This is a genomic window from Streptomyces sp. NPDC052299, from assembly GCF_040679335.1.
Taxonomy (GTDB): Bacteria; Actinomycetota; Actinomycetes; order Streptomycetales; family Streptomycetaceae; genus Streptomyces.
On record NZ_JBFAUP010000020.1, the window covers coordinates 94,650 to 119,821 of the forward strand.

24 protein-coding genes are annotated in these 25,172 nt (G+C 73.4%); 6 read left to right on the forward strand and 18 right to left on the reverse strand.

Features of this window, described 5'->3' with window-relative positions; genetic code table 11:
* Positions 1 to 7: 7 nt before the first annotated feature.
* The 8 genes from AB0L33_RS28630 to AB0L33_RS28665 all read right to left on the reverse strand — a co-directional run bounded on the left by AB0L33_RS28630 (position 8) and on the right by AB0L33_RS28665 (position 8,851).
* Positions 8 to 1,549 carry a family 43 glycosylhydrolase gene (locus AB0L33_RS28630; RefSeq protein WP_365686030.1) on the reverse strand — a complete coding sequence of 514 codons (1,542 nt, stop codon included), beginning with the start codon at positions 1,547 to 1,549 and terminating at the stop codon, positions 8 to 10.
* The gene (locus AB0L33_RS28635; RefSeq protein WP_365686032.1) at positions 1,546 to 2,373 is read right to left on the reverse strand and encodes a PmoA family protein; all 828 of its coding nucleotides are present in this window, start codon (positions 2,371 to 2,373) and stop codon (positions 1,546 to 1,548) included. The genes AB0L33_RS28630 and AB0L33_RS28635 overlap by 4 nt, the downstream gene beginning before the upstream one ends.
* Positions 2,370 to 3,548: a Gfo/Idh/MocA family oxidoreductase gene (locus AB0L33_RS28640; protein ID WP_365686034.1), complete on the reverse strand. Its 1,179-nt coding sequence runs from the start codon at positions 3,546 to 3,548 to the stop codon at positions 2,370 to 2,372. The genes AB0L33_RS28635 and AB0L33_RS28640 overlap by 4 nt, the downstream gene beginning before the upstream one ends.
* A 5-nt stretch (positions 3,549 to 3,553) precedes the next feature.
* Positions 3,554 to 4,471 (reverse strand): carbohydrate ABC transporter permease, encoded by a 918-nt coding sequence (locus tag AB0L33_RS28645; protein WP_365686036.1) that lies wholly within the window; start codon positions 4,469 to 4,471, stop codon positions 3,554 to 3,556.
* A complete protein-coding gene (locus tag AB0L33_RS28650; protein WP_365686038.1) occupies positions 4,468 to 5,397 on the reverse strand; it encodes a sugar ABC transporter permease in 930 nt (309 codons plus the stop codon). The genes AB0L33_RS28645 and AB0L33_RS28650 overlap by 4 nt, the downstream gene beginning before the upstream one ends.
* Positions 5,398 to 5,538: 141 nt before the next feature.
* Entirely contained in the window at positions 5,539 to 7,266 is a 1,728-nt protein-coding gene (gene araD, locus AB0L33_RS28655) for an L-arabinonate dehydratase (RefSeq protein ID WP_365686040.1), read from the reverse strand.
* Positions 7,263 to 8,165, reverse strand: coding sequence for a dihydrodipicolinate synthase family protein (locus AB0L33_RS28660; protein ID WP_365686042.1), 903 nt, complete (start codon positions 8,163 to 8,165; stop codon positions 7,263 to 7,265). The genes araD and AB0L33_RS28660 overlap by 4 nt, the downstream gene beginning before the upstream one ends.
* Before the next feature lie 29 nt (positions 8,166 to 8,194).
* On the reverse strand, positions 8,195 to 8,851 hold the full coding sequence (locus AB0L33_RS28665; protein WP_365686044.1) for a GntR family transcriptional regulator: 657 nt from the start codon (positions 8,849 to 8,851) through the stop codon (positions 8,195 to 8,197).
* 280 nt (positions 8,852 to 9,131) lie between these two features.
* Between AB0L33_RS28665 and AB0L33_RS28670 the strand changes: the two genes are divergently transcribed.
* The gene (locus tag AB0L33_RS28670; RefSeq protein ID WP_365686088.1) at positions 9,132 to 10,343 is read left to right on the forward strand and encodes an MFS transporter; all 1,212 of its coding nucleotides are present in this window, start codon (positions 9,132 to 9,134) and stop codon (positions 10,341 to 10,343) included.
* Here AB0L33_RS28670 and AB0L33_RS28675 read toward each other — a convergent pair.
* Both AB0L33_RS28675 and AB0L33_RS28680 read right to left on the reverse strand, forming a co-directional pair.
* Entirely contained in the window at positions 10,329 to 11,507 is a 1,179-nt protein-coding gene (locus AB0L33_RS28675; RefSeq protein ID WP_365686045.1) for a hypothetical protein, read from the reverse strand. The genes AB0L33_RS28670 and AB0L33_RS28675 overlap by 15 nt on opposite strands.
* The gene (locus tag AB0L33_RS28680; protein WP_365686047.1) at positions 11,504 to 12,448 is read right to left on the reverse strand and encodes a 5-dehydro-4-deoxyglucarate dehydratase; all 945 of its coding nucleotides are present in this window, start codon (positions 12,446 to 12,448) and stop codon (positions 11,504 to 11,506) included. Before AB0L33_RS28680 ends, AB0L33_RS28675 begins: the two co-directional genes overlap by 4 nt.
* Positions 12,449 to 12,645: 197 nt before the next feature.
* On the opposite strand from AB0L33_RS28680, the gene AB0L33_RS28685 reads away from it, so the two are divergent.
* Entirely contained in the window at positions 12,646 to 13,461 is an 816-nt protein-coding gene (locus AB0L33_RS28685) for an NAD(P)-dependent oxidoreductase (RefSeq protein ID WP_365686048.1), read from the forward strand.
* 89 nt (positions 13,462 to 13,550) lie between these two features.
* Entirely contained in the window at positions 13,551 to 14,729 is a 1,179-nt protein-coding gene (locus AB0L33_RS28690; protein ID WP_365686049.1) for a TerD family protein, read from the forward strand.
* A 58-nt stretch (positions 14,730 to 14,787) separates the two neighbouring features.
* Here AB0L33_RS28690 and AB0L33_RS28695 read toward each other — a convergent pair whose 3' ends face one another.
* From AB0L33_RS28695 to AB0L33_RS28705, 3 genes are all read right to left on the reverse strand, one after another.
* Complete coding sequence (locus AB0L33_RS28695) at positions 14,788 to 15,018, reverse strand: CarD family transcriptional regulator (protein ID WP_018104640.1); 231 nt, start codon at positions 15,016 to 15,018, stop codon at positions 14,788 to 14,790.
* Between the two features lie 47 nt (positions 15,019 to 15,065).
* Complete coding sequence (locus AB0L33_RS28700) at positions 15,066 to 16,538, reverse strand: alkaline phosphatase PhoX (RefSeq protein WP_365686051.1); 1,473 nt, start codon at positions 16,536 to 16,538, stop codon at positions 15,066 to 15,068.
* A gap of 144 nt (positions 16,539 to 16,682) precedes the next feature.
* Positions 16,683 to 18,206, reverse strand: a complete 1,524-nt coding sequence (locus AB0L33_RS28705) for a hypothetical protein (RefSeq protein ID WP_365686053.1) — start codon at positions 18,204 to 18,206, stop codon at positions 16,683 to 16,685.
* 387 nt (positions 18,207 to 18,593) lie between these two features.
* On the opposite strand from AB0L33_RS28705, the gene dapA reads away from it, so the two are divergent.
* Positions 18,594 to 19,487: a 4-hydroxy-tetrahydrodipicolinate synthase gene (gene dapA, locus AB0L33_RS28710; protein WP_365686055.1), complete on the forward strand. Its 894-nt coding sequence runs from the start codon at positions 18,594 to 18,596 to the stop codon at positions 19,485 to 19,487.
* Here the strand turns inward: dapA and dapD are convergent.
* Together dapD and AB0L33_RS28720 are read right to left on the reverse strand one after the other, a co-directional pair.
* Positions 19,484 to 20,473: a 2,3,4,5-tetrahydropyridine-2,6-dicarboxylate N-succinyltransferase gene (gene dapD, locus AB0L33_RS28715; protein ID WP_365686057.1), complete on the reverse strand. Its 990-nt coding sequence runs from the start codon at positions 20,471 to 20,473 to the stop codon at positions 19,484 to 19,486. The genes dapA and dapD overlap by 4 nt on opposite strands.
* A 10-nt stretch (positions 20,474 to 20,483) precedes the next feature.
* Positions 20,484 to 21,743: an MFS transporter gene (locus tag AB0L33_RS28720; protein WP_365686059.1), complete on the reverse strand. Its 1,260-nt coding sequence runs from the start codon at positions 21,741 to 21,743 to the stop codon at positions 20,484 to 20,486.
* 147 nt (positions 21,744 to 21,890) lie between these two features.
* Between AB0L33_RS28720 and AB0L33_RS28725 the strand changes: the two genes are divergently transcribed.
* Positions 21,891 to 22,772 carry a winged helix-turn-helix transcriptional regulator gene (locus AB0L33_RS28725; protein WP_365686061.1) on the forward strand — a complete coding sequence of 294 codons (882 nt, stop codon included), beginning with the start codon at positions 21,891 to 21,893 and terminating at the stop codon, positions 22,770 to 22,772.
* Positions 22,773 to 22,781: 9 nt separating this feature from the next.
* Here AB0L33_RS28725 and AB0L33_RS28730 read toward each other — a convergent pair whose 3' ends face one another.
* Both AB0L33_RS28730 and AB0L33_RS28735 read right to left on the reverse strand, forming a co-directional pair.
* Positions 22,782 to 23,318 (reverse strand): TetR family transcriptional regulator, encoded by a 537-nt coding sequence (locus tag AB0L33_RS28730; RefSeq protein ID WP_365686063.1) that lies wholly within the window; start codon positions 23,316 to 23,318, stop codon positions 22,782 to 22,784.
* Complete coding sequence (locus AB0L33_RS28735; RefSeq protein ID WP_073968343.1) at positions 23,318 to 23,638, reverse strand: multidrug efflux SMR transporter; 321 nt, start codon at positions 23,636 to 23,638, stop codon at positions 23,318 to 23,320. The genes AB0L33_RS28730 and AB0L33_RS28735 overlap by 1 nt, the downstream gene beginning before the upstream one ends.
* Before the next feature lie 122 nt (positions 23,639 to 23,760).
* Here AB0L33_RS28735 and AB0L33_RS28740 point away from each other — a divergent pair, with 122 nt between their 5' ends.
* A complete protein-coding gene (locus tag AB0L33_RS28740) occupies positions 23,761 to 24,780 on the forward strand; it encodes a hypothetical protein (RefSeq protein WP_365686090.1) in 1,020 nt (339 codons plus the stop codon).
* On the opposite strand, the gene AB0L33_RS28745 is transcribed toward AB0L33_RS28740, so the two are convergent.
* Complete coding sequence (locus AB0L33_RS28745) at positions 24,777 to 25,142, reverse strand: VOC family protein (protein ID WP_365686065.1); 366 nt, start codon at positions 25,140 to 25,142, stop codon at positions 24,777 to 24,779. The genes AB0L33_RS28740 and AB0L33_RS28745 overlap by 4 nt on opposite strands.
* Between the last annotated feature and the right edge of the window lie 30 nt (positions 25,143 to 25,172).

Here is a 25,172-nt window from a genome sequence, read left to right on the forward strand (position 1 = left end):
GGTCCGGTCACGCGGTTACGTGGAAGCTGTTGAAGCGGGCGGTCCCGGTCGGGCCCGTCCCCGGCGGCGCGGAGGCGAACAGCCCGAGCAGCGCACCGACCCAGCGCCACGGGGCGGCGGCGAAGACCTGCCCGGAGGGCCGGAACCCCGCCCCGTCCCCGGTGTCGGCCAGGAAGCGGCAGCGGGCCCCCGCCGCCACCTCGATCCGCAGCCGCGCCGCCCCCGAGGGCGCCGGCCTGGCGTGCCCGGCGTCGCGCTCGGCGCCGGCGGTCGCCTCGGCGAACCGGTGCACCAGCCGCACCCCGCCCTCCGCCCGCCGTTCGAGCCCGATCCAGGAGTAGGCGTCGCCGAGCACGGCGAACCCGGCCTTCGCCCCGGGCACCTCGCTGTCCAGGGCGAGGTCCACCTCGGCGGTGAACGTCTCGGCGGGCAGCCGCTGGACCAGGACGTGCGGCAGGAGCCGCAGGTCGTGCGCGTCCTGGGCCGGTACGCAGCTCAGCCGCAGCCCGTCCCCGGCGTGCTCGACGGTCCAGCCGGGGCGCGGGTTCGCCGTCCACTGCCACTGCCTGCCGTGGCGGCCGCCCGGGAAGCCGTCGTCGCAGGCCGGGGCGTCGACGGGCTGGGCGGGCAGGGCGGGCTTGCGGTGCCGGGCGACGGGTTCGCCCGCGTCCCCGATGACCGGCCAGCCGTCACCGTCCCAGCGCATCGGCTGGAGGTGCACCACCCGGCCGTAGGCCCCGCGCTCCTGGAAGTGCAGGAACCAGTCCTCACCGGACGGGGTGTCCACCCAGGCGCCCTGGTGCGGGCCGTTGACGCCGGTCCGGCCCTGGGCGAGGACGACGCGCTCCTCGTAGGGGCCGAAGAAGTCGCGGGAGCGGAAGGCGCCCTGCCAGCCCGTCGCGACCCCGCCCGCCGGGGCCAGAATCCAGAACTCGCCGTCGCGGCGGTGCAGCTTGGGGCCCTCCAGGGTGAACCAGCCGGGCAGCGTGTCGGCGTCGATCAGGGTCTTGCCCTCGTCCAGGAGTTCCCGCCCGTCCGGGCTCATCCGGTGTCCGGTGAGCCGGTTCTTGATCCCCGAGCGGGACTTGGCCCAGGCGTGCACGAGGTACGCCTCGCCGGTCTCCTCGTCCCACAGCGGGCACGGGTCGATCAGCCCGCGTCCGGCCTTGACCAGATGGGGTGTGGTCCAAGGGCCCCGGACGTCCTCGGCGCTGATCTGCTGGATGCCGTGGTCGGGGTCGCCCCAGAAGATCCAGAACCGTCCGGCGTGGTGCCGCAGCGAGGGGGCCCACACCCCGCAGTCGTGCCGGGGCACCGCGAACTCGGCGGCGGGCTCCAGACGGTCCAGGGCGTGCCCGGTCAGCGTCCAGTTGACCAGGTCGCGCGAGTGCAGCAGCGGCAGCCCGGGGGCGCGGCCGAAGCTGGAGGCGGTGAGGTAGAAGTCGTCGCCGACGCGGATCACGTCGGGGTCGGACCAGTCGGCGTGGAGGACCGGGTTGCGGTAGGTGCCGTCACCGAGGTCGGCGGTCCAGGGGCGGGCGGCGTTCACGCGGTCACCGCCCGGCGGACGAGGGCGTCGGCCCCGGCCCGGTCGAGGCGGCCGTCCGCGACGACCGTGACGATCCGGCGTACGACGGTGGCACCGGCGGGGACGGGCAGCCGTTCGGCGGCGGCGAGGGACGAGCCGACGCCCGGGTACTCGGCGGTGCGCACGAACCACGGGTCGCGGCGGGTCTCCTCGGTGGCCCCGGCGAAGACCAGGGACCAGCCGTCGCCGCAGAGCGCGACCCAGTCGGCGGCCCGCCCGTGGACCGCCTCCTCGCCCTCCGCCGTCGGGCCGAACACGGCGGGCGCGGACGCCTCCTTGGGGGCGCGCCAGAAGAAGCCGCCGTATCCGGCGCCCGGGCGGCCGTTGGTGGCGGGGCTGCCGATCGACAGGTCCGCCGGGCCGGGGTTGGTGAGCGAGAAGGAGAAGTCGAGCGCCCAGGCGGTGTCCGAGAGCGCGGTGGCGGCCACCGTGCGGTGCTCGCGGAGCAGTTCGCCGCCGCCCGCCTCCCAGCCGAGCTCCTCCACGAAGCCGTCCGGGTCGCACAGCTTCCAGCCGAGGTGCCGCTGCGTCCCGTGGTTGTCGAGCACGGTGGGGCCCCGGCCCCGGACGAAGGTGCGCCCGCCCCAGAAGTTGTGCCCGGAGACGTCCGGCACGGCGACGGAGGCCCCCAGGTGGTGGACGTGGTCGGCGGGGCGCTCCTCGGTGACGGGGGTGCCCGCGAGGGTGGTGACCGGGTGGAGGTAGGGGCGGCCCGCGTCGGCGGGCGCGTAGGCGTAGCGGCCGACGGGACGGCCGGCGCAGCTGAGCAGGGCGGTGTTCGTCATGAGGAGGTCACCTCGCTGAGCGCCCAGGGCGCGCCGAGTTCGGAGAAGAGGGCGAGGGTCTCCGCGCCGGACGCGACCAGGGCGTCGATGCCGCGCACCACCCGGCGGGTGGCCCCGGTGCCGGGCACGGGGGCGGTGTGCCAGGCACCGGACGGCAGCGGGCGCGGTTCGGGCGCGGTCCGTACGGCCTCCACGACCTCCATGAAGGCACCGGTGCGCTCCGGCGGCACGAGGAGCGGGGCGCCCTCGGTCAGGTGGGCGACCAGGTTCTCCAGGAGGTCGGTGCGCCCGTGCACGGTCTCCAGGGGGCCGTGTCCGGCGCGCTGGACGAGGACGCGGTCCTGCTTGTACCAGAAGGTGATGCGGCCGCGGTCGCCGTGGACGATGACGTACGGCTCCCCCGCCTGTTCCGCGCAGAGGGTGACGGCGGCGGTGACGGGCGGCCCGGACGCGGTGGTGACGCGGACGCAGGAGGTGTCGTCGGCCTCGATGTCGTGGGCCCGGAAGAGCTCGGTGTCGATGGCGGTGATGTCCTCGGCGGTGGTCCCGGCGAGTTCGAGGGCGGTGGCGACGGCGTGGGCGAGGGGGTTGGTGAGGACGCCGTCGACCACGTCGGTGTCCCCGATGCGGCGCCGGCCGGCCCAGGGCGCCCGCCGGTAGTAGGCGTCGTCGCGGACCCAGGCGCCCGCCGCCGCGTAGCCCCGGACGGTGCCGATGGCGCCGGTGGCGACGAGTTCCCGGATGGCGGGGACGGCGTGCGAGCCGAAGGACTGGAAGCCGACCTGGCAGGCGGTGCCCGCGTCGCGCACCCCGGCGAGGATGCGGCCGAAGTCGGCCCGGGTGGCGGCGGGCGGCTTCTCCAGGAGGAGGTGCACGCCGCGCCCGGCGGCGGTCAGGGCGAGGGCGGTGTGGGTCTGGATGGGGGTGCAGATCACCGCGGCGCGGGCCCCGGTGGAGTCCAGCAGCGCACCGAAGTCGGCGGACTGCTCGGGTAGTTCGTCCGCGAAGGCGTCGAGCTCGGTGGCGTCGAGCGGGGTGAGCTCGCAGATGCCGGCGAGCCGGACGAGGCCCTGGTGCTGGAGGCGGCGGATGTTGGCGAGGTGCCAGCGGCCGTGGCCCCGGGCGCCCGCGAGGACGAGGGGGACGGGGGTGGCGGTGGGGGGCAGCGAGGTCATGTCCGTCACCCCTTCACGGCGCCGGCGCTGAAGCCGGTGATCAGCCACTTCTGGATGAAGGCGAAGACGATCACCACGGGCACCGCGGCGATCACCCCGCCCGCGGCGAGCGCGCCCAGGTCGACGCTGTCCGCGCCGATGAGGGTGTTCAGGCCGACCGGGATCGTCTGCTTGTCCTGCTCGCTGAGGAACATCAGGGCGAACAGGAAGTGGTTCCAGCTGTGCACGAAGGCGAAGGAGCCGACGGCGATGAGCCCGGGGCGCAGCAGCGGCAGCACGACCGCGCAGAAGGCCCGGAAGCGCGAGCAGCCGTCCACCCAGGCGGCCTCCTCCAGCGAGGGCGGCACGTTCTTGATGAATCCGCTGATCAGGATGATGGAGAGCGGCAGCTGGAAGACCGTCTCGGCGATGACCACGCTCCCCAGGGAGTTGATCATCTGGAGGTTCTTGAAGATCTCGAACAGCGGGACGAGCATCAGCGCGCCGGGGATGAACTGCGAGCAGAGCAGCGCCAGCATGAAGCCGTTCTTGATCTTGAAGTCGAACCGGGCGAGGGCGTAGCCGCCGGCCAGTGCGACGAGGGTCGTGGCGACCAGGGTGCAGACGCCGACGATCATGCTGTTCTGGAAGAAGACGGCGAAGCTGCGCTCGTTCCAGACCTTGGAGAAGTGCTCCCCGGTCATCGGCCACGGCACCAGCGAGGTGGAGCCCGCGGGCCGGACGGCGAAGAGGAACATCCAGTAGAACGGGACGAGCGTGAAGATCAGGTAGATGCCCAGCGGTACGTAGATCTGCCAGCGCGGCACGTCGTCGAAGGCGCGTTCGCGGCCGGGCCTGCGGCGGGGCGCGGCGGGCGGCGGGCCCTCGGGGGCGGTCGGCCGTGCGGCGTGGGTGCCGTTCTTCTCGGCGAGGGCGGCAGTCACTTGTGGTCGCCTCCGAACTTGCTCAGGCGCAGATAGACGATCGAGCAGAAGAGGAGGATCACGAAGGCGACGGTGGTGAGCGCGGAGGCGTAGCCGAAGTCGTGGCCCTCGATGCCGGTGTTGGCGACGTAGAGCGGCAGGGTGGTGGTCTCGCCGGCCGGTCCGCCGCCGGTGAGCGTGTAGAGCAGGTCGACGTTGTTGAACTCCCAGACGCCGCGCAGCAGCGTCGACAGGATGATCGCGTCGCGCAGGTGGGGCAGGGTGATGTGGAAGAACTGCCGCATCCGTCCGGCGCCGTCCACGGCGGCCGCCTCGTACAGCTCCTTGGAGACGGACTGGAGGTCGGCGAGGATGAGGATGGCGAAGAAGGGGACGCCGCGCCAGAGTTCGGCGACGGTGGCGGCCCAGAAGACGGTGCCGGTGTCGGAGAGCACCGAGGTGCCGTACTCGCCGATCCCGGCGTCCGCGAGGTAGCGGCTGAAGCCGGTGGAGGAGTTGTAGAGCAGGATCCAGATGGTGCTGGTCAGCACCCCGGAGACGGCCCACGGCGAGAAGACCATGGCGCGGGAGATGCCCCGGCCGATGAAGGTCTGGTTGACGATCAGGGCCAGCGCGAGCCCCAGCGTGAGCTGGAGCGCGACCTGGACGAAGACCCACTGGGCGCTGAAGCCGAGCGTCGTCCAGAACTGGTCGTCCTCGGTGAAGATCCGGGTGAAGTTGTCGAAGCCGGCGAAGCCGTTCCGCCAGGGCTTGGTGACGTTGTAGTTCTGCAGGCTGTAGTAGAAGACGCTGACCACCGGGTAGGCGATGAAGCCGAGCATCAGCAGCCCCGCGGGGGCGATCAGCAGATACGGCAGCCGGCGGGGGCTCGCGGAGCGGCGCCTGGGCACCTTGGGCGGTGTGGCCGCGGCGGAGGCTTGGGCCATGACACGTCTCCGTTCTCTCTGTACGGGGGTGCGGGTCGTGCGGTGATACGGCGGAGCCGGTGGTGCGTGTAGTGCGCAAGCGCTTCCCGCATGGCGTTCGGTATGCCGAACAAGGAGGGCGCTGGAATTCCTGAGGGCCGTTCAGCCGGCGTACGGGTCGGGCACTTCTCCCGGCCGGGCCAGGAAGGCGAAGTCGCAGCCGGTGTCGGCCTGGGTGATCTGGTCCTGGTAGAGCGCCTGGTAGCCGCGCTCGTACCGGACGGGCGGCGGGGTCCACTCGGCGCGGCGGCGGGCCAGTTCCTCGTCGGGCACGTCGAGGCTGAGCAGCCGCGCCTCGACGTCGAGGGTGACGAGGTCACCGGTGCGGACGAGGGCGAGGGGCCCGCCGACGTAGGACTCGGGCGCGATGTGCAGCACGCACGCCCCGTAGCTGGTGCCGCTCATCCGGGCGTCGGAGAGCCGGACCATGTCCCGTACGCCCTGCTTGAGCAGGTAGTCGGGGATCGGCAGCATGCCGTACTCGGGCATCCCGGGACCGCCCTTGGGGCCCGCGTTGCGCAGGACGAGCACGTGGTCGGGGGTGAGCGCGAGCGCCGGGTCGTTGATGGTGCGCTGCATCTCCTTGTAGTCGTCGAAGACGACCGCGGGTCCGGTGTGGCGCAGCAGGTGCGGTTCGGCGGCGATGTGCTTGATGACGGCGCCGTCCGGGCAGAGGTTGCCGCGGAGCACGGCCACGCCGCCCTCGTCGGCGAGCGGGTTGGAGCGCTCCCGTATGACGTCGTCGTTGTGCACGAGCGCCCCGTCGAGCTGTTCGCGCAGGGTGTCGTGCGCGACGGTGGGACGGTCCAGGTGCAGGACGTCGGCGAGCCGGGACAGGAAGCCGGGGAGGCCGCCGGCGAAGTGGAAGTCCTCCATCAGGTACTTCCCGCCGGGGCGCAGGTTCGCGAGGACCGGGACGGTACGGGCGATGCGGTCGAAGTCGTCCAGGGTGAGCTCGATCCCGGAGCGGCCGGCCATCGCGATGAGGTGGATGACGGCGTTGGTGGACCCGCCGAGCGCGAGGACGGTCGCGACGGCGTCCTCGTACGCCTCGGCCGTGAGGATCTGGGACAGCTTCCGCTGCTGCCACACCAGTTCGACGATGCGGAGGCCGGAGGCGGCGGCCATCCGGTCGTGGCCGGAGTCGACGGCGGGGATCGAGGAGGCGCCGGGGACGGTGACGCCGAGCGCTTCGGCCGCCGCGGTGAGGGTGGACGCGGTGCCCATGGTCATGCAGTGGCCGGGCGAGCGGGCGAGCCCGTTCTCCAGCTCGCCCATCTCGCAGTCGCCGATGAGCCCGGCGCGCTTGTCGTCCCAGTACTTCCACATGTCGGTGCCGGAGCCCAGGACCTCGTTGCGCCAGTGCCCCGGCAGCATCGGCCCGGCCGGCACGAAGACGGCCGGCAGGTCCACGGAGGCGGCGCCCATCAGCAGGGCGGGCGTCGACTTGTCGCAGCCGCCGAGCAGGACCGCCCCGTCGACCGGGTAGGAGCGCAGCAGCTCCTCGGTCTCCATCGCCAGCATGTTCCGGTAGAGCATCGGGGTCGGCTTCTGGAAGGTCTCCGAGAGCGTGGAGACCGGGAACTCCAGCGGGAAGCCGCCCGCCTGCCACACCCCGCGCTTCACGGCCTGCGCCCGGTCGCGCAGGTGTACGTGGCAGGGGTTGATGTCCGACCAGGTGTTGAGGATCGCCACGACCGGCTTGCCCAGGTGCTCCTCGGGGAGGTAGCCGAGCTGGCGGGTGCGGGCGCGGTGGCTGAACGAGCGGAGCCCGTCGGTGCCGTACCACTGGTGGCTGCGCAGTTCCTCGGGGGCGATGCGGGCGGTCATATGGACCACCCGGCGATCTGGTCGGCGACCTCGGCGCGCTGGTCCTCGGGCAGCACCTTGCTGGGCGGGCGCACCGCGCGGTCGCACAGCCCGAGGGCGGCCAGGGCCTCCTTGACGACGGTGACGTTGTTGGCGGACTGCCGGTCGGCGCGCAGTTCCTCGAAGCGGCGGATCTGCTCCCAGACCTTCATGGCCGCCGGGTGGTCGCCGGCCCGCAGCGCCTCCAGCATGGCCAGCGAGACGCCGGGCGCCACGTTGACGAGCCCGGAGGTGAAGCCGGTGGCACCGGCGGAGAAGTAGGCCGGGGCGTACAGCTCGGCGAGCCCGGCGACCCAGACGAACCGCTCCAGTCCGGCGTCGCGGGCGAAGGCGGCGAAGCGGGCCGCGTCCGGCACCGCGTACTTGACGCCGATGACGTTGGGGCAGCTGTCGGCAAGGACGGCCAGGCAGGCGCCGTCCAGGTGCGGGTTGCGGATGTACGGGACGACCCCGAGCCCGGGGACCGCCTCCGCGATGGCCCGGTGGTAGTCGATCCAGCCGTCCTGCGAGACGTACGGGTGGACGGGCTGGTGGACCATCACCATCTCGGCCCCGGCGTCCCGGGCGTGCTCGGCGGCGGCGACGGCGGTCGGCACGTCGTGTCCGACGCCGACCAGGACCGCGGCCCGGCCGCCGGCCTCCTCGATGGTCAGCTCGGTGACGGTGCGCCGCTCCTCGGGGGTGAGCGCGTAGAACTCCCCGGTGTTGCCGTTCGGGGTGACGATGCGCACGCCGCCGTCGAGCAGTCTCCGCAGCAGGGCGCGGTGCGCCGTCGTGTCGATGGTCCCGTCCCCGGCGAACGGGGTGACCGGGATCGCCACGACATCTGCGAGGGCCGCCTTCAGCGGGGTGAGGTCCATGCGGACTGGCCTTTCGTCGGTGTGCCGGTTCACGCCGCGCCGCCCCCGTCCTCGTCGTCGGGGAAGGCGCGGCGGACGAACGACGCAATGTGGTCGTGCAGGGCCCCGGCCGCCGCGTCCGCGTCGTCGGCGAGCGCGAGCCGCAGGATCTCGCGGTGCTCGGCCGCCTCCCGCTCCCAGGAGGGGATGGTGGACCAGGCGACCGTGGAGACGAGCGCCGCCTGGTCGCGGACCTCGTCCAGCATCCGGGCGAGCAGCGGGTTGCCGCAGGGCAGGTAGAGCGCCCGGTGGAAGTCCCGGTTGGCGAGCGAGCGGTCGGCCTTGTCGCCCGCCGAGTCCGCCCGCTCCAGGGCCTCCTGCGCCGCGTCGAGCGACGCCTTGCGGGTGATCGAGCGGCGCAGCGCCTCCGGTTCGAGCAGCAGCCGCACGTCGTACACCTCGCGGGCCATGGCCGCGTCGACCAGCCGGACGGTGGCGCCCTTGTACTGGCTCATGACGACGAGTCCGGTGCCGGCGAGGGTCTTCAGTGCCTCGCGGACGGGGGTCTTGGAGACCCCGAACTGCGCGGCGAGCTCGGTCTCCACGAGCGCCTGCCCCGGCCTCAGTTGTGCCGTGAGGATCGCGTGCTTGACCGCCTCCAGCACGTACTGGGTGCGGGACGGAATCGGGGTGGGCGCAAAGGTCATGGGTGAAGGGCTCTCACATCTCGCGTATCGCGTCTCATATATGACGTACGGAGTACGACGCGATGAAGCTAGGGCCGCCGCGAATGTTTCGTCAACGCTTCTGACGAAAGAACTTCGTGGGACCGGGACATGTGCCGTACACGGATTCCGCTCCGCCGCACGGGAGTTCCCCGGGGTAGGGCATCTGCCCGATGCCGCGCCGAGGCCTCAGCCGCCAGCCTGACCGCAGAGAGAACGCGCAGGTCGGAAGGGGGCGGTGGGTGTGATGGCGGTGGGTGTGATGGCGGTGGGACGGGTGCTGCGGGACCGAACGGCGGGGGTGTTCCTCACGGCGGTCGTGGTCTCCGGATTCGGCAGCTCGGCGATGACGCTGGCGGCCGGGATCTGGGTGAAGTCGCTGACGGGCTCGGACGCGCTGGCGGCGCTCGCCCTGTTCGCGGTCTGGCTGCCGGTGCTGGCCGGGCCGCTGCTCGGAGCGGTGGCGGACCGCCTGCCGCGCAAGCCGCTCCTCGTGGGCACGAACGTCGTCCTGGCGGCCCTGCTGGCGGTGCTCGCGCTGGTGGGCGCCCAGGGACGGGTGTGGCTGCTGTTCGCGGTGCTGGTGCTGTACGGGTGCCTCACGGTGCTGATGGACTCGGCGGAGGCGGCCGTGGTCGCGGGGACGGTACCCCCCGCGTTGCTGGGTGACTTCAACGGCCTGCGGATGACGGCGAACGAGGGCATGAAGCTGGTGGCCCCGCTGACCGGCGCCGGGCTCTACGCCCGCTTCGGCGGCGGGGCCGTGGCGCTCCTGGACGCGGTCTCGTTCGCCCTGGCGGCCGGTCTCTACGCGCTGCTCCGGGTACGCCGGACGGAGCGCCCCGCTCCCCTGGGCCCGGGCGGCCGGACGGCCGGGCTGCGGCAGCTGTGGGGGTCGCCGGTGCTGCGCCCCCTGGTCCTCGCCGCCTCGGCCACGATGCTGTGCGCCGGGCTCAACGGGGCGACGCTGTACGCCGTCGTGGACGACGTCCTCGGCCGCTCCCCCGCGTACGCGGGGGTGCTGTCCGTCGCCCAGGGGATCGGGTCCGTCGCCATCGGGCTGTTCGCGGGCGCGCTGATGCGCCGGATGCCGGGGCGGGTGTTCGCGGCGGCCGGGACCGCGGTGTTCGGGGTCGCGGTGGGGCTGCGGGCCGTGCCGTCCGACGCGGTGGCGCTCGCCGCGTGCGCGCTGGTCGGGGTGGGTCTGCCGTGCGTGCTCATCGCCGCGCTGACGGCGGTGCAGCGGGAGACCCCGGACGCGTTGCTGGGCCGGACGGCGGCGACCGCGGACACGCTGATGATGTCCCCGAACGCGGTGGCGCTGGGCATCGGCGCGGGTCTGGTGGCGCGGGTGGACGTCGGGGTGCTGTTGCCGCTGGTGGGGGCGGGGGCGGTCCTGACGGCGGGGCTGCTGGTGACGGGCCGGCGGGGCCCCCTGGCACCCGCCGGCCCGCCCGTCTCAGCCGAGGCGTGAGAGCGCCCCCCTGACGGTCGCCAGGTCCGGGTCCGAGGCCAGGCCCGCGTGGTACAGCCGGAGTTGGTTCGCGCCGAGCGAAGCGGCGTGCGCGGCGTCCCGTTCCAGGGTGTCCGGGCTGCCGCCCATGCCGCGCACCACGGTGAGGTTGGCGGCGACGACCGCGCCGGAGGCACCGGCGAACGGCCCGAGCACCGCCTCCCGCGCCGCGTCCGTCCCCGTGCACGGCAGGACCACCCCGTCCGCCACGGACAGGACGTGCCCGGGGTCGACGCCCACGTTGGCCCCGCAACGGTACGGGGCGGGGTCGGCGTGCAGCAGCACCTGGAAGCCGGGCGCCGCGGCAGCCCGCACCGCGCCGGTCACCGCTTCCTGGAGGCTCCGGGCCACCCCGGTGCGCCACCGCAGCGTCGCCTCCGCGAGATCGGGGCCGAGCAGCTTCCCGACGGCGTCCCAGCCCGCTTCCGGTGATCCGGACCCGGACCAGACCGGCTCCAGGGCCCGGCGCACGGCCGCGGTCAGCTCCGCGGGGTCGAGGCCCTGTCCGGCGTAACCGGCCCGGCAGACGGCGCAGAAGCAGAGCGACATCAGGTACTGCGCCGCGTCCCCGAGCCCGACGCCCGCCACCTTGTCGTGGGCGTGGAGGTGGGCGAAGCCGTACCAGCCGCAGGACTCCAGCTCGGTGCCCCGCGCCCCGTCGCGCACCGCGGCCTCCGCCGCCAGGTCCACCAGATACGCGCGGACCTCGGGGCGTGCGACGCAGGGCGCCCACGGGTAGCGGTCTCCGTAGGCGTTGACCACGGAGGTGTCCGGATGGTCCGCGCCCAGGCGTGAGCTGTGCGCGAGGACCACCCAGCTGTGCACGTCGAGTCCGGCGCCGGACAGCGCCTCGGCGGCCTCCGCGAAGGGGTCGTCCGACGGGGTCCACGCCTGCCGGTACGGGCGCGGCTCCCGGCCCGCCCAGCGGCCCTCGTCCGGCGGGTAGAGGACCGCCGCGTACGCGGCCGTGACGATGCGGTGGCCGGGGTGGCGGGGGGTCAGCGCCCGGGTGGAGTGGTAGGCGGCGGCGAGCGTCACCTGCTGGACGCCGAGGTCCGCGACGCGGGCGGGGGCGTCCGGGTCGCCGACGACGTCCCAGGGGTAGAGGAAGGCGGACGTCCTCATCCGCGCCCCTCCAGCAGGGCGCGGCCGGCGGCGACGATCTCCGTCAGCTCCTTGATGTGGGCGGCCGGGGGCTCGGTGAGCGGGCTGCGCACCGGCCCGACGTCCAGGCCGTGCAGCCGGACGCCCGCCTTGACGAGGGAGACGGCGTAGCCGCGGCCCTGGGCCCGGAGCTCGACCAGCGGCCGGTAGAAGGAGTCGAGCAGCGCGTTGACCAGGGCGTCGTCGCCGGAGTCCAGGGCGCGGTAGAAGGCGAGCGCGATGTCCGGGGCGAAGGCGAAGACGGCCGAGGAGTAGAGCGTGACGCCGATGCCCCGGTAGGCGAGGCCGGTGAGTTCGGCGGTGGGCAGCCCGTTGAAGTAGAGGAAGTCCCGCCCGGGCAGCCCGGTGCGCACCGCGCTCACAATGCGCTGCATGAGGTCCAGGTCGCCGTAGCCGTCCTTCAGGCCGATGATCCCCGGGGTCTGTGCCAGGGCGAGGACCGTCTCCGGGGTGAAGACGGCGTTGTCGCGCTGGTAGACGATGGTCTCCAGGCCGGTCGCCCCGGCCAGCGCGGTGTAGTGGGCCAGCAGCCCTTCCTGGTCCGCGTGCACGAGGTACGGGGGCATCGCGAGGAGTCCGTCCGCACCGGCCTCCTCGGCGAGCCGGGCGAACTGGACGGCCAGCGCGGTGCCGTAACCGGCGCCCGCGACGACCGGCACCTGCCCGGCGGTCTCCTCGACGGCGGCGGCGACGACGCTCCGGAACTCCTCCTGGGTCAGGGCGTGGAACTCCCCGGTGCCGCAGCACGCGAAGACGGCCGCCGCGCCCGCGTCGATGCCCTGGCGGACGTGCGCCCGGAAGGCGTCCAGGTCGACGGCGCCGGTCGCGTCGTACGCGGTGACGGGGAAGAAGAGCGGCCCGGCAACGGCGGTGAGCCGGGCGGCAAGCGGGTCTGAGCTCACGGGCGCCTCCTGAGGCGTGCGCATCTCTGATTAGCGTCCATATCTATGAACGGTGCCTAAGCTAGGCCCGGCAGGACGCCGGGGTCAAGGCAACGACGCCCCGGTCCGGGCCACCCCTCCACGGATTCCCTTGACGCTCCCGGGGCCCCCGCATACCTTGTCCACGCATGTGAACCTGATCCAAGAGGAGACCCCGCATGCCCGCCGAAAAGCCCCGCACCGTCCTGCTCACCGGCGCCGCCGGCGGCCTCGGCACGCTGATGCGCGAGCTGCTGCCCGCCCACGGCTACACGCTGCGCCTGTTCGACATGGTGCCGATCGAGGGCGAGCCGGACGCGATCACCGCCGACCTCGGGGACCGGGAGGCGCTGCGCGCGGCCGTGACCGGGGTCGACGCGATCATCCACCTCGCGGGCATCTCCCTGGAAGCCTCCTTCGACAAGATCCTCAAGGCGAACATCGAGGGCACGTACAACCTGTACGAGGCCGCGCGCGAGGCCGGCGTCCGGCGCGTCGTCTTCGCCTCCTCCAACCACGCGGTGGGCTTCACCCCGCGCCCGCTCCCGGGCGATCCGCTGATTCCGATCGGGACACCGCGCCGCCCCGACACCTTCTACGGCCTCTCCAAGTCGTTCGGCGAGGACCTCGCCCAGCTGTACTGGGACCTGCACGGCATGGAGACGGTCTCCGTCCGCATCGGCTCCTGCTTCCCGGAGCCGACCTCCGTACGGATGCTCTCGGTGTGGATGAGCCCCGCCGACGGCGCCCGGCTCTTCGACGCAGCGCTGACCGCCGAGGGCGTCGGACACACCGTCGTGTACGGCTCCTCGGACAACACCCGCCTGTGGTGGGACCTCACCTCGGCCCGCGCGCTGGGCTACGAGCCGCAGGACGACTCGGAGCCGTACGCCGCGAAGCTCATCGCGGACCAGGGCGAGCTGGACCCGGCCAACCCGGACCACGCCCACCTCGGCGGCCACTTCTGCACCAACCCGCCGCGCTGGCCGCACTGAGCAGGGCCCGGAACGGGGAATTCCGCCGTACGGGCGAAGCCCTCGGAAGGTAAGGGAACGGCAAAGCCGGGTCGTTCGTTCATCCGGACATGACCGCAATGACACCCGGCTCGAACCTCCCGCTCAACGCCGTCCGCGTGGCGGTGGACGTCGCCGCGCCCGTGCGGCTCGACGTCTCGGGCCTGCTGCTCACCGCCGACGGCAAGGTGCGCTCCGACGACGACTTCATCTTCTACAACCAGCCCGCGGGCCCCGGCGTGAGCTACCGCTCCGGCGGCGGGACCGCCCCGGACGCCGTCGTCGTGGACACCGCGGCGGTGCCCGCCGGCATCGAGAAGATCGTCGTCACCGCGAGCCCGGACGAGGCCGGCCGGACCTTCCAGGGCGTCGAGCCGACCGCCACCGTGCGCAACGCGGACGACGGCTCCGTGATCGCCTCCTTCACCCCGCCCCAGCTGGGCGCCGAGACCGCGCTCGTGATCATGGAGGTCTACCGGCGCGGCGGCGCCTGGAAGGTCCGCGCGGTCGGCCAGGGTTACGCGAACGGCCTGGCCGGCATCGCCACGGACTTCGGCGTCACCGTCGAGGAGCCCGCCGCCGCACCCGCTCCCCCGGCGGTCACCACCCCCGCGCCCCCGGCACCGGTCGCCGCCCCCGCGCCCCCGGCCGCCTCCGCACCGGCCGCGCCCGGCCGGATCAACCTGGACAAGGGCCGGGTCAGCCTCCGGAAGAACGAGACGGTCTCGCTGGTCAAGGCGGGGCGCCCGCTGCTCTCCCGGGTCAAGATGGGCCTCGGCTGGGAGCCCGCCTTCCGGGGCAAGGACATCGACCTGGACGCCTCGGTCATCGCGTACGGGCCGCAGCGCAACCACCTGGACAGCTGCTACTTCGGCAAGCTCTCCATCCTGAACGGCGCGATCAAGCACTCCGGGGACAACCTCACCGGTGAGGGCGCGGGGGACGACGAGGTGATCACCGTCGACCTGGGGCAGATCCCCGCCGAGGCGACCGGCCTGGTGTTCACGGTCAACTCGTTCACGGGCCAGAAGTTCACCGAGGTCGCCAAGGCGTACTGCCGGCTGGTGGACGCCGCGACGGACGAGGAGCTGGTCCGCTTCGACCTGACCGGGGCCGAGCCGCAGACCGGCGTGATGATGGCCAAGCTGATCAAGCAGTTCTCCGGCGAGTGGGAGATGACCGCGATGGGCGACTTCGTGAAGTCGCGGACCGTCCGGGGCATGGTCAAGCCCGCCGCCCAGGCGCTGTAGCACCCCGGCATGGCTCAGGGGCCGTCCGCGCGGCCGGCGGACGGCCCCTGTGACGGCCTCAGAGCTTGGTGAGCTTGGAGTACGGGCTCATGATGCGGCCCTGGCGGCCCGCGAAGTCGATGAGCACCGCGTCGTTGTCGCCCTCGACGGCGAGGACGCGCCCGAGACCGAACTGGTCGTGCGAGACCCGGTCACCCACGTCGAACAATTCGACCGGTGGGGCCGCCTGGGCCGGGCGGTTGAAGGGACTGGACGGCAGGTGGCGCCGGGAGCCGGCTGACTGTTTCATTAAGGTCGAGTATGCGCCCCCGCGGAGCCCGACGCCATGCCCCGCGGCTAACGGTTGGGCTGCCGCTTCCACGGGCCGGTGATCGCGACCATGATCCCCGGGGTCTGGATGTTGGCGAACAGCGTGCGCCCGTCCGGCGAGAACGTGACCCCTGTGAACTCGCTGTACTCCGGCTCCTCCTCGCTGCCGATGTTCAGCTCGTTGCGCGCGATCGGGTACGTGCGGCCGCTCTCGGTGGCCCCGAAGAGGTGCTGGACCCCCTCGCCGTCCTCCGCGATGACCAGCCCGCCGTGCGGCGAGACGGTGATGTTGTCCGGGCCGTCGAACGCGCCGTCCTTCGACGGGTCCGGGTTGACGCCCAGGAGCACCTTCAGGGTCAGCGTGCGGCGCTTCGGGTCGTAGAACCACACCTGGCCGTCGTGCTGGACGGGGCTCTCGTCACGGGCGAAGGAGGACACGACGTACGCGCCGCCGTCGGCCCACCACATGCCCTCCAGCTTGCGGGCGCGGGTGACCTGGCCGGCCGCGAACTGCTTGCGCACCGAGACGGACTTGGCGTCGCGGTCCGGCACGTCCACCCAGTCCACGCCGTACACCGTGCCGGTCTTCGTGGCCCGCGAGAGGTCGTCGACGAACGTGCCGTTCTTGTCGAAGCACTTGAACGCCTGGAGTACGCCCGCGTCGTCGGCCAGGGTGCGCAGCTTGCCCCGGCCGTGCCGGAAGCCCTGCGGCGGCACCCAGCGGTAGAACAGCCCGTTGGGGCCCGACGCGTCCTCGGTGAGGTAGGCGTGGCCCTGCTTGGGGTCGATGACGACCGCCTCGTGCGCGTACCGGCCGAACGCCTTGATCGGGCGCGGCGAACGGTTGGCGCGCTTGTCGTACGGGTCGACCTCGAAGACGTAGCCGTGGTCCTTCAGGAGACCGTTCTTGCCGGCCTTGTCCTCGGTCTCCTCGCAGGTGAGCCAGGTGTCCCAGGGAGTGGCGCCGCCCGCGCAGTTGGTCGAGGTGCCGGCGATGCCGACCCACTCGGCGGTGCGTCCGTCGCGGCGGGTCTCCACGACGGTGCAGCCGCCCGCCGCGACCGGGTCGTAGACCAGGCCGTCGGTGAGGGGCACGGGGTGCTCCCAGCCGGCCCGGGTGCCGCTCAGCTCGTGGTTGTTGACCAGGAGGGTCACCCCGCGCGGGCCCTCGAAGGCGGCCGTGCCGTCGTGGTTGGACGGGGTGTACTCACCGCTCTCCAGCTTGGTGACCCCGCAGTGCGTGATGATCCGGTACGAGAACCCGGCGGGCAGCGCGAGTATGCCCTTCGGGTCGGAGCGCAGCGGGCCGTAGCCGGGCTCGCGGTCGTGACCGTGGCCGCCGTGGCCGTGGTCGTCGTGGCCGTGGCCGTGGCCGTGGGCCGGGTCCTCGGCGGCGAGGGCGCCGGGCGCGGTGGCCAGCGCGGCGACGGTTCCGGTGAGGGCGATGCCGGCGCCGGTGAGGGCGGACTGTCTGGTGAATTCCCTGCGCGTGAAGGCCATCACGTACTCCTGGTGCTGCGGGGGCGTGCTGTTGACGGGCTCACCGTTCCGTCCGTTCCCCAACACCAGTTGAACCGGCGACGACTTCGGGGCGACCCGTTCGGTGAACTTCGGTCGCCCCGCGCCCCGTCGTGGTACGCCCGCTCAGTCGGCCGAACCGCCGCGCGAGCGCGCCTTGAACGCGGCCTTGCGGGCGTCCTTGGCCTGCTTCTTGTCGCTGTGCAGCCGCCCCATCGCCTCCAGGACGTCCGCCGTGGCCGGGTGGTCGACGCGCCACGCCTCCTCGAAGAAGCCGCTGTGCTGGCCGGACAGGCCCTCGACCAGGCCCTGGAGCTCTTCGAGGTCGCCGGCGGCCTCCAGCTGGGCGGCGATCGTGTCGATGGCGAGCCAGAAGATCATCTCCTCGGAGGGCGCCGGGACGCTCTCCGCGCCGCGCTCGGCGAGCCAGACCCGGGCCAGGCCGCCGAGTTCCGGGTCGTCCAGCACCGCGCGCACGGCGGGCTCCGCCTCGGCGCCGACCAGGGCGAGCGCCTGCTGGCAGTGCAGGCGGCGCAGCGGACCCAGCTCGTCCGTGCCCCGTGCGGCCTCCAGCAGCTCGGCGGCGGCGCCGTCCGGGCCGCGGCGGGTGAGCCACAGCTGGATCTCGGCGCGGGCCGCGGCCTCCGGGTAGTGGGCGACGCCGCCGAGGAGCGCGTCGGCGCCCTTGTCCGCGAGGTCGCCGATCGCCGGGGCGTCCACCCCGGCGTCCAGCATGCGGGCGCGGATGCCGTAGAGACCGAGCGGGGTCAGCCGGACCATGCCGTAACGGGTGACGTCCTCCTCGTCGCCCGGGGACAGCGCGTCCTCGCCCTCCTCGACCAGCAGCGCCTCGTCCACCGGCTGGTACTCGACGATGCCGATCGGTTCGAGGACCCGGAACTGGTCGTCCAGCCGCATCATCGCGTCCGAGACCTGCTCCAGGATGTCGTCGGTGGGCTCGCCCATGTCGTCGGGGACGATCATCGAGGCGGCGAGGGCGGGCAGCGGCACGGGCGCCCCGTCCGCCCCTTCGCCGACGGTGAGCAGGTAGAGGTTGCCGAGGACGCCGTCCAGGAACTCCGTCTCGGTCTCCGGGTCCCAGTCGAGCGCGTCGAAGTCGACCGAGCCGTCCTCGCCGATGAGGTCCGCGAAGTCGTCGAAGGCGGGCGCGGTGGCGTCGGCGTACGCGGCCTCCAGGCCGTCGAGCCAGATCGCGAGGACGTCCGCGGGTGAACCGCCGGTCAGCAGCGCCAGGTTCTCGCCGGGCGTGACGGTCCCGGCCGGCTCCTCGTCCCCGGACCCGGTCTCCTCGTCCTCACCGAAGCCGTCCTCCCCGGCGAAGGCGTCGTCCGGGTCGCCCGTCTCCCCGGCGGGGTCCTCGATGTCGACGAGTCCGGTGTCGACGGCGAGCCGCCACGCCTCGCTGGCCTCGGCCGCGCCGTCCTCGTCCGGGGTGAGGCCGAGGAGTTCGGCGGCGGCGGGCAGTTGCGCGTCGACCAGTTCACCGCCGGCGCCGACCCTGGTGTCCGGGCCGGCCCAGCGGGCGAGCCGTGCGGCACGGGCGAGCAGCGGCGCGGCCAGCGCGTCCCGTGCCAGCTCGGCCTCGGTGTGCAGCCGGACCGGCGGCAGGGTCGGGCGCTCTGCGGACATCAGGGGGTCTCCTCGGAACGTACGGGGTGCCGGTCGCCGGGCCGGATGCGGGACCGGGGCTCAGAACGTGTTCCGCGCCGCCCGGCAGGGGCCGCAGTCCCGGAACACGCCCCAAGCCTAGACGCATTTCGCCGCGCGCCGACCGGAATGCGGTCACGCGGTCCGGCGGCCCGGACCGGCCCGCACCGCGCCGGGACGCCCGTGCCGGAATCCGGGGCGTGCGTCTGCGTACCGCCATCCGCTCCGACCTGCCCGCCGTGCTCGCCCTCTGAAGCGCGCCGGACGCCCGCGCCGCACGGGCCGGACCGCACACTTGAGTGTTGCTTCACCTTCACCCGCAGCAGATCTAAGTGGACCTTCACGGTCCGGCGGGCCGAGACTGCGGACATGACGCCTTCCGCCGCTGCCCGCCCGCGCCCCTTCGGCCGCGCCCTCTGTGCCATGATCACGCCCTTCACCGCCGACGGCTCCCTCGACCGGGAGGCCGCCGCCGCGCACGCCGCCGCGCTGGTCGCGGGCGGCTGCGACGGGCTGGTGCTCAGTGGCACGACCGGCGAGTCCCCGACCACCTCCGACGCCGAGAAGGCGGAGCTGCTGCGCGCGGTACGCGACGCGGTCGGCCCGGACGTCCCCCTGGTGGCGGGCGTCGGCACCGCGGACACCCGGCACACGGTCGAGCTGGCGCACCAGGCGGAACGGGCGGGCGCGGACGGGCTCCTGGTGGTGACCCCGTACTACAGCAGGCCCCCGCAGGCGGCGGTGGAGGCGCACTTCCGGCGGGTCGCGGACGCGGCGGGCCTGCCGGTGATGCTGTACGACATCCCCGGCCGCACCGGCACCCGCATCGAGCCGGAGACCATGCTCAGGCTCGCGGAACACCCGCACATCGTGGCCGTGAAGGACTGCTCGCAGGACCTGCTGACGGCGACCCGGGTGATCGCGTCCGGCGGGCTCGCCTACTACTCGGGCTGCGAGGAGCTGAACCTGCCGCTGTACGCGGTGGGCGGCTCCGGGTACGTCAGCACGGTCGCCAACGTGGTGCCGGGGCGGATGCGGGCGGTGCTGGACGCGTTCGACGCCGGGGACACCGCGGGGGCCGCCCGGCTGAACGCGCGGCTCGCCCCGCTGACGGCGCTGATGATGGCGTCCGGGCTGCCCGGCACGGTGACCGCGAAGGCGCTGCTGGCCGCGGGCCCGGTCCGCGAACCGCTGCAGCCCGCCGGGCGCGAGGCGTCCGACGGGCTGCGTGCGGCGTACGAGGAACTCCTCGTGGCTGCTTAGTCGTTGCTGTGCAGGACGTCGTTGAGGCCGTCCCAGACCGCGTTGTTCGGGCGGGCCTCGACGGCTCCGGTGACCGAGTTGCGGCGGAAGAGGATGTGCGAGGCGCCGGAGAGCTCGCGGGCCTTGACCACCTGGCCGTCCGGCATGGTGACCCGGGTGCCTGCGGTGACGTACAGACCGGCCTCGACCACGCACTCGTCGCCGAGCGCGATGCCGACCCCGGCCTCCGCGCCGACCAGGCAGCGCTCGCCGATCACGATGCGCTCCTTGCCGCCGCCGGAGAGCGTGCCCATCGTGGAGGCCCCGCCGCCGATGTCCGAACCGTCACCGATGACGACCCCGGCGGAGATGCGGCCCTCGACCATGGACGTGCCGAGCGTGCCGGCGTTGAAGTTGACGAAGCCCTCGTGCATCACGGTCGTGCCGGAGGCGAGGTGGGCGCCGAGGCGCACCCGGTCCGCGTCGGCGATCCGCACGCCCTTCGGCGCCACGTAGTCCGTCATGCGCGGGAACTTGTCGACGGAGGTGACCTGGAGGTGCAGGCCCTCGGCGCGGGCGTTGAGCCGCACCTTCTCCAGGTCGTCCACGGCGACCGGGCCGAGCGAAGTCCAGGCGACGTTGGCGAGGTGGCCGAAGATGCCGTCCAGGTTCTGCCCGTGCGGCTGGACCAGGCGGTGCGAGAGCAGGTGCAGGCGCAGGTAGACGTCGTGGGCGTCGAGCGGCTTGTCGTCCAGCGAACCGATGACCGTGCGCACGGCGACGACCTCGACCCCGCGGCGGGCGTCGACGCCGATGGCCTTGGCGGCGCCCTCGCCGAGCAGGTTGACGGCCTGGTCGGGGCCGAGCCGCTCGGTTCCGGCGGGGCCGGGCTCGGCGGTGAGCTCGGGGGCGGGGAACCAGGTGTCGAGGACGGAGCCGTCGCCGGCGATGGTGGCGAGGCCGGCGGCGACGGCGCCGGTGGTACGGGGGGAAGTCGTGTCGGTCATGACCAGAAACCTAACCGGACCGGGGGCGCGCGGGCGAACCCGTCCCAGCGTCCGGGCGACGCGCCACGGGGCCGGGCCCCTCGGCCACCACCGCCCCGGCCGGCACGGACAGCCGCCGGGCCGCGAGCACCGCGCACCCAGCCGCACAGGCGAGGACCGCGCAGGCGGGCCAGAGCAGTGCGGGCGCGGTGGCGTAGAGGGCGCCGCCGAGGGGCGGGGCCAGGACCTGGCCGCTGATCGAGGCTCCGGCGTACAGGCTCTGGAAGCGGCCCTGCGCGTGGGCGGGTGCCTGGTCGGCGACGTAGGCCGTGGCGGGGGTCTTGTACAGGATCTCGCCGAGGGTGAGGGAGACCATCATCAGGACGGCGTACCCGGCCCCGGCGCCCGGGATCAGCACCGCGTACCCGGCCGCGACCAGCAGCAGTCCGGCGCCGATGATGCCCAGCGGGGCGCGGGCGCGCAGGGCGTGGGCGGCGGGCAGTTCCAGGCAGAGGATGACCCCGCCGTTGACGGCGATGAGCCAGCCGTAGAACGCGGTGCCGTGGCCGTGGTCCGCGAGGAAGACGGGCAGGGTGGAGTACTGCTGGCGGTAGACGACGTCCACGCAGACGATCGCGGCGAGCAGGACCGGCACCGCGGGCCGGGCCAGCAGTTCGCGCCACAGTCCCGGGGCGCCGGTCGGCGGGGGCGCGGGGCGGGAGTGCGCGGTGCCCCGGGCGGGGAGGATGCGGGCCGCGTAGCAGGCGAAGAGCAGGGTGCCCACGCCGTCGATCAGGAACAGCCAGTCGTACGAGAAGCGGGCGGCGATCAGCGCTCCGGCGGGCGGTCCGAGGGTGAAGCCGCCGTTGGAGGCGAAGCGGGTCAGGGCGAAGCTCTGGCGCCGGGCGCCCTCCGGGACGGAGACGGCGACCAGTGCGGAGTTCGCGGCGCGCACGACGCCGCTCGCGTACTGGGCGAGCGGCAGCGCGGCGTACAGCGCGGCGAGCGGCAGCAGGGGGAGGGCCACGAGCACCGCACCGCTCACGCAGGCGCCGAGCAGCAGCATCCGGCGGTGCCCGTAGCGGTCCCCGAACCAGCCGCCGGTGAAGTTCCCCGCGACCAGACCGATGCCGCCGATGCCGGTGAGCAGCCCGGCCTGCGCGACGGAGAGCCCGCGCGGACCCGTCAGATAGACGAAGAGGTAGACGAAGGTGAAGCTCACCACGGCGTTGAAGAACGCCCCGAAGGCCAGCAGCCGCACCGTGCGCGGCACACCCCTCAGCATCCCCATCCGAACACCCTCCCCAGCGCGAACCGGCGGAACACCAGCAGCCAAGCCAGTGAGTTCCTTTTGGGAACTGACTATGGCAGCATGGATTCCGCAGGTCAACGCGGCTCGATGGAGTTGAATGGCAGTCCCGGACCACGAGGAGGCCGCATGCCCCAGCGCGTCAGCCAGGCCGACGCCGACTGCGCCATCGCACAGGCGCTCGACGTGGTCGGGGACTGGTGGACCCTGCTGATCGTGCGGGACACGGCGCGCGGCGTGCACCGGTTCGACGCCCTCCAGCGCGAACTGGGCGTCTCGCGCAAGGTCCTGACGGAACGGCTTCGACTGCTGGTCGACGCGGGCGTGCTCTCCCGGGAGCCGTACCAGGAGCGGCCGGCGCGGTACGAGTACCGGCTGACCCCGCGCGGCCGCGCCCTGCTGCCGGTACTGATCGCGCTCCAGGACTGGGGCGACGCCTGGGTGATGGGAGACGGGGAGACGATGGCGACCACGGAGGAGTCCTCGCGGGAGGCCGCACGCGTGCACGCGCTGCGCGGGACGCGTGTGCCGGAGCTGACCCTGCCGGGCGCGGACGGCGACCGCCGGGACCCGGTCGCCGCCACCCCGTACACCGTCCTGTACTTCTTCCCCGGTGCCTACGCCCGCCGGGAGTCCTATCCCCCGGGCTGGTCCGGCATCCCCGGCGCCCGCGGCTGCACGCTCGAATCGTGCACCTACCGCGACCGGCTGGCCGACTTCACGGCGGCGGGCGCGAGCGTGCACGGCGTCTCCACGCAACGCCCCGACGAGCAGGCCGCGTTCGCCGAGGCGGAGCACCTGCGCTTCCCGCTCCTGTCCGACGCCGACCTGGAGCTGACCGCCGCGCTGCGACTGCCGACGTTCCGCGCCGGCGGGGTCGTCCGCGCCAAGCGGCTGACCCTGGTGGTGGACCGGGACCGCACGGTCCGCGACGTGCAGTATCCGGTCACCGACATCGAGGACAGCGTGCGCACGGCCCTGGCGGCGGCGCGGGGCGCGGCCGGCCGCTGACGGCCCCGCTCAGCCCGCGACCCGCCCCAGCATCTCGCGCGCGTACGTCTCGTCGTAGGCGCCGCCCGTGAGCAGCACCTGGATGCAGATGCCGTCCATCAGGGCGACCAGGGCGCGCGCGGTGGCCGGGTCCGTGCGGGGGCGGAGCAGCGCGCTCACGCCGTCGGTCCACTCGGCGGCGACCGGGCGCAGCGCGGGCCTGCGCACGGCGGCGAGATACAGCTCGTACTCCAGCTCGGCCCGGCCGCGCCCGCCCGCGAAGAACTCCCCGAGCAGCCGGGCGAGTTCGGCGGCGAGGTCCGCCTCCGGGTCGGCGAGGGCGGGGCTCTCGCGCAGGACGGCGGCGAAGTTCTCGTTGGTCCGGCGCAGGGCGGCGATCAGCAGTTCGTCCAGCGAGGCGAAGTGGTACGTGGTCGACCCCAGCGGCACATCCGCCTCGGCGGCGACGGAACGGTGGCTCAGCCCCGCGATGCCCCGTTCGCCGACCACCCGGATCGCCGCGTCGATGATCCGGTCGCGCCGCTCGGGGTCGTAGCGCCGTGCCATCAGTGCGCCCCGCCCAGGTTGAGCACCACCACACCGGCGATGACCAGCAGCACGCCGAGTGCCTTGAGCGGACTGGCGGACTCCCCGAGGAAGAACATCCCGATGAGCGCCACGGCCGCGGTGCCGACGCCCGCCCAGATCGCGTAGGCGGTGCCGACGGACAGGGTCTTGAGGGTCTGGGCGAGCAGCGAGAAGGCCAGCAGATATCCCGCGACGGTGATCAGGGAGGGCCAGAGCCGGGTGAATCCCTCGCTGTACTTCATGGCGGTCGTCCCCGCCACCTCCGCCGCGATGGCCGCGGCGAGCAGTCCGTATCCCATGTGTACAAGTGTACGCAACACCTTGCCGCTACCGTGGTCCGTTCAGTGCACGATCGAACAGACGGGCGGGAACAGCGGTGGCGCAGGACGCAGGGTGGGGCGGCTGGGAAGGCGGGGGCTGGATGCCGCCGAAGCCGGGGGTCATACCCCTGGGGCCGTTGAAGCTCGGGGACATATTCAACGGCGCGTTCTCGACGCTGGGCCGCTACGGCAAGCAGCTCTTCGCGGTGGGCGCGGCGCTGTACGGCGGGGCGCTGGTCGTGGTGGGCGCGGCGGTCGCCGTCGCCTACGGGGCGGTCTCGGACCATCTCGACCGGCTGTTCGAGCTGGACGAGGGCGAGAGCGCCGCCTCGGGGGACGTGGTCCCGGTGCTCGTGGCGTTCGGCGTGGTCGCGCTGCTCGGGCTCCTCGCGATGGTGATCGCCTCGGCCGTGGTCTACGCGGCGGTGCCGGCGGTCCTCCAGGAAGCGGTGCTGGGCAGGCCCACGACGTTCTCCGCGGTCTGGCGACGGGCCTGGGCCCGGACGCCCGCGGTGATCGGCACGCTCCTGCTGACCGGGCTGATCACGATGGTGCCGATGGTGCTGGCGGTGGGCGCGCTCACCGCGGGCATCATCGCCGCGGTCGCCACGGACGGCGGCGGGAGCGCGGTGACGCTGATCGTCGTGGGCGCGGTCTGCTTCCTCGCCTTCATCCCGCTGGTCCTCTGGCTCTGGGTGCGGATGTCGCTCGCCCCCTCGGCCGCCGTCTTCGAGAACCAGGGCCCCATGGCCTCGCTCCGCCGCTCGGCCCTGCTGGTGCGCGGCGACTGGTGGCGGATCTTCGGCATGATGCTCCTCGCGGGCCTCATCGCCTCCGCGGTGAGCTACATCATCCAGCTGCCGTTCAACCTCCTCGGCATGTTCACCGGCGCACTGGGCTCCACCACCGTGGACGACACCACGCACCCGGCCGCGATCATCACCGCTCTCGGCGGCTACCTGGTCCTGGCGGTGCTCGGCCAGCTCGTGGGCCAGCTGGTCGTCGCCGTGTTCCCGCCGCTGGTGACGGGCCTGCTGTACGTGGACCGGCGCATCCGCACCGAGAACCTGGCCCCGGTCCTCACCGAGGCCGCCGCCGTACCCCCGCCGTACGCGCCCTAGTCGGTCAGCGTCTTCTTGGGACGCAGTACGCAGAACTCGTTGCCCTCGGGATCGGCCAGCACCACCCACGTCACGTCCGACGGCTGGCCGACCTCGATGCGCCGGGCACCGAGCCCGATCAGCCGCTCGACCTCGGCGGCCTGGTCGTCCGGGGAGAGGTCGATGTGCAGCCGGTTCTTGACCGCCTTGTCCTCGGGCACGGGAAGGAAGCAGATGCCGGGCAGCGCGCTCTCGCCGGCGCCGATGACGATCTCGTCCTCGTCCTCGTAGAGCACCCGCCAGTCCAGGGCGGCACACCAGAAGCGCGCCTGGGCGGGCAGGTCGTGGGCGTCGACGGCGAGTTGGTGGAAGCGAAGGGCCATGGGCGACAGTCTGCCCGGCGGCCCCCGCGC

Coding starts and splice junctions, on each gene's coding strand:
- AB0L33_RS28635 (WP_365686032.1), bottom strand. CDS start 2,373: ATGACGAACACCGCCCTGCTCAGCTGCGCCGGCCGTCCCGTCGGCCGC.
- AB0L33_RS28640 (WP_365686034.1), bottom strand. CDS start 3,548: ATGACCTCGCTGCCCCCCACCGCCACCCCCGTCCCCCTCGTCCTCGCG.
- AB0L33_RS28650 (WP_365686038.1), bottom strand. CDS start 5,397: ATGGCCCAAGCCTCCGCCGCGGCCACACCGCCCAAGGTGCCCAGGCGC.
- araD (WP_365686040.1), bottom strand. CDS start 7,266: ATGACCGCCCGCATCGCCCCCGAGGAACTGCGCAGCCACCAGTGGTAC.
- AB0L33_RS28660 (WP_365686042.1), bottom strand. CDS start 8,165: ATGGACCTCACCCCGCTGAAGGCGGCCCTCGCAGATGTCGTGGCGATC.
- AB0L33_RS28665 (WP_365686044.1), bottom strand. CDS start 8,851: ATGACCTTTGCGCCCACCCCGATTCCGTCCCGCACCCAGTACGTGCTG.
- AB0L33_RS28670 (WP_365686088.1), top strand. CDS start 9,132: ATGGCGGTGGGACGGGTGCTGCGGGACCGAACGGCGGGGGTGTTCCTC.
- AB0L33_RS28675 (WP_365686045.1), bottom strand. CDS start 11,507: ATGAGGACGTCCGCCTTCCTCTACCCCTGGGACGTCGTCGGCGACCCG.
- AB0L33_RS28685 (WP_365686048.1), top strand. CDS start 12,646: ATGCCCGCCGAAAAGCCCCGCACCGTCCTGCTCACCGGCGCCGCCGGC.
- AB0L33_RS28690 (WP_365686049.1), top strand. CDS start 13,551: ATGACCGCAATGACACCCGGCTCGAACCTCCCGCTCAACGCCGTCCGC.
- AB0L33_RS28695 (WP_018104640.1), bottom strand. CDS start 15,018: ATGAAACAGTCAGCCGGCTCCCGGCGCCACCTGCCGTCCAGTCCCTTC.
- AB0L33_RS28700 (WP_365686051.1), bottom strand. CDS start 16,538: ATGGCCTTCACGCGCAGGGAATTCACCAGACAGTCCGCCCTCACCGGC.
- AB0L33_RS28705 (WP_365686053.1), bottom strand. CDS start 18,206: ATGTCCGCAGAGCGCCCGACCCTGCCGCCGGTCCGGCTGCACACCGAG.
- dapA (WP_365686055.1), top strand. CDS start 18,594: ATGACGCCTTCCGCCGCTGCCCGCCCGCGCCCCTTCGGCCGCGCCCTC.
- dapD (WP_365686057.1), bottom strand. CDS start 20,473: ATGACCGACACGACTTCCCCCCGTACCACCGGCGCCGTCGCCGCCGGC.
- AB0L33_RS28720 (WP_365686059.1), bottom strand. CDS start 21,743: ATGGGGATGCTGAGGGGTGTGCCGCGCACGGTGCGGCTGCTGGCCTTC.
- AB0L33_RS28725 (WP_365686061.1), top strand. CDS start 21,891: ATGCCCCAGCGCGTCAGCCAGGCCGACGCCGACTGCGCCATCGCACAG.
- AB0L33_RS28730 (WP_365686063.1), bottom strand. CDS start 23,318: ATGGCACGGCGCTACGACCCCGAGCGGCGCGACCGGATCATCGACGCG.
- AB0L33_RS28735 (WP_073968343.1), bottom strand. CDS start 23,638: ATGGGATACGGACTGCTCGCCGCGGCCATCGCGGCGGAGGTGGCGGGG.
- AB0L33_RS28740 (WP_365686090.1), top strand. CDS start 23,761: ATGCCGCCGAAGCCGGGGGTCATACCCCTGGGGCCGTTGAAGCTCGGG.
- AB0L33_RS28745 (WP_365686065.1), bottom strand. CDS start 25,142: ATGGCCCTTCGCTTCCACCAACTCGCCGTCGACGCCCACGACCTGCCC.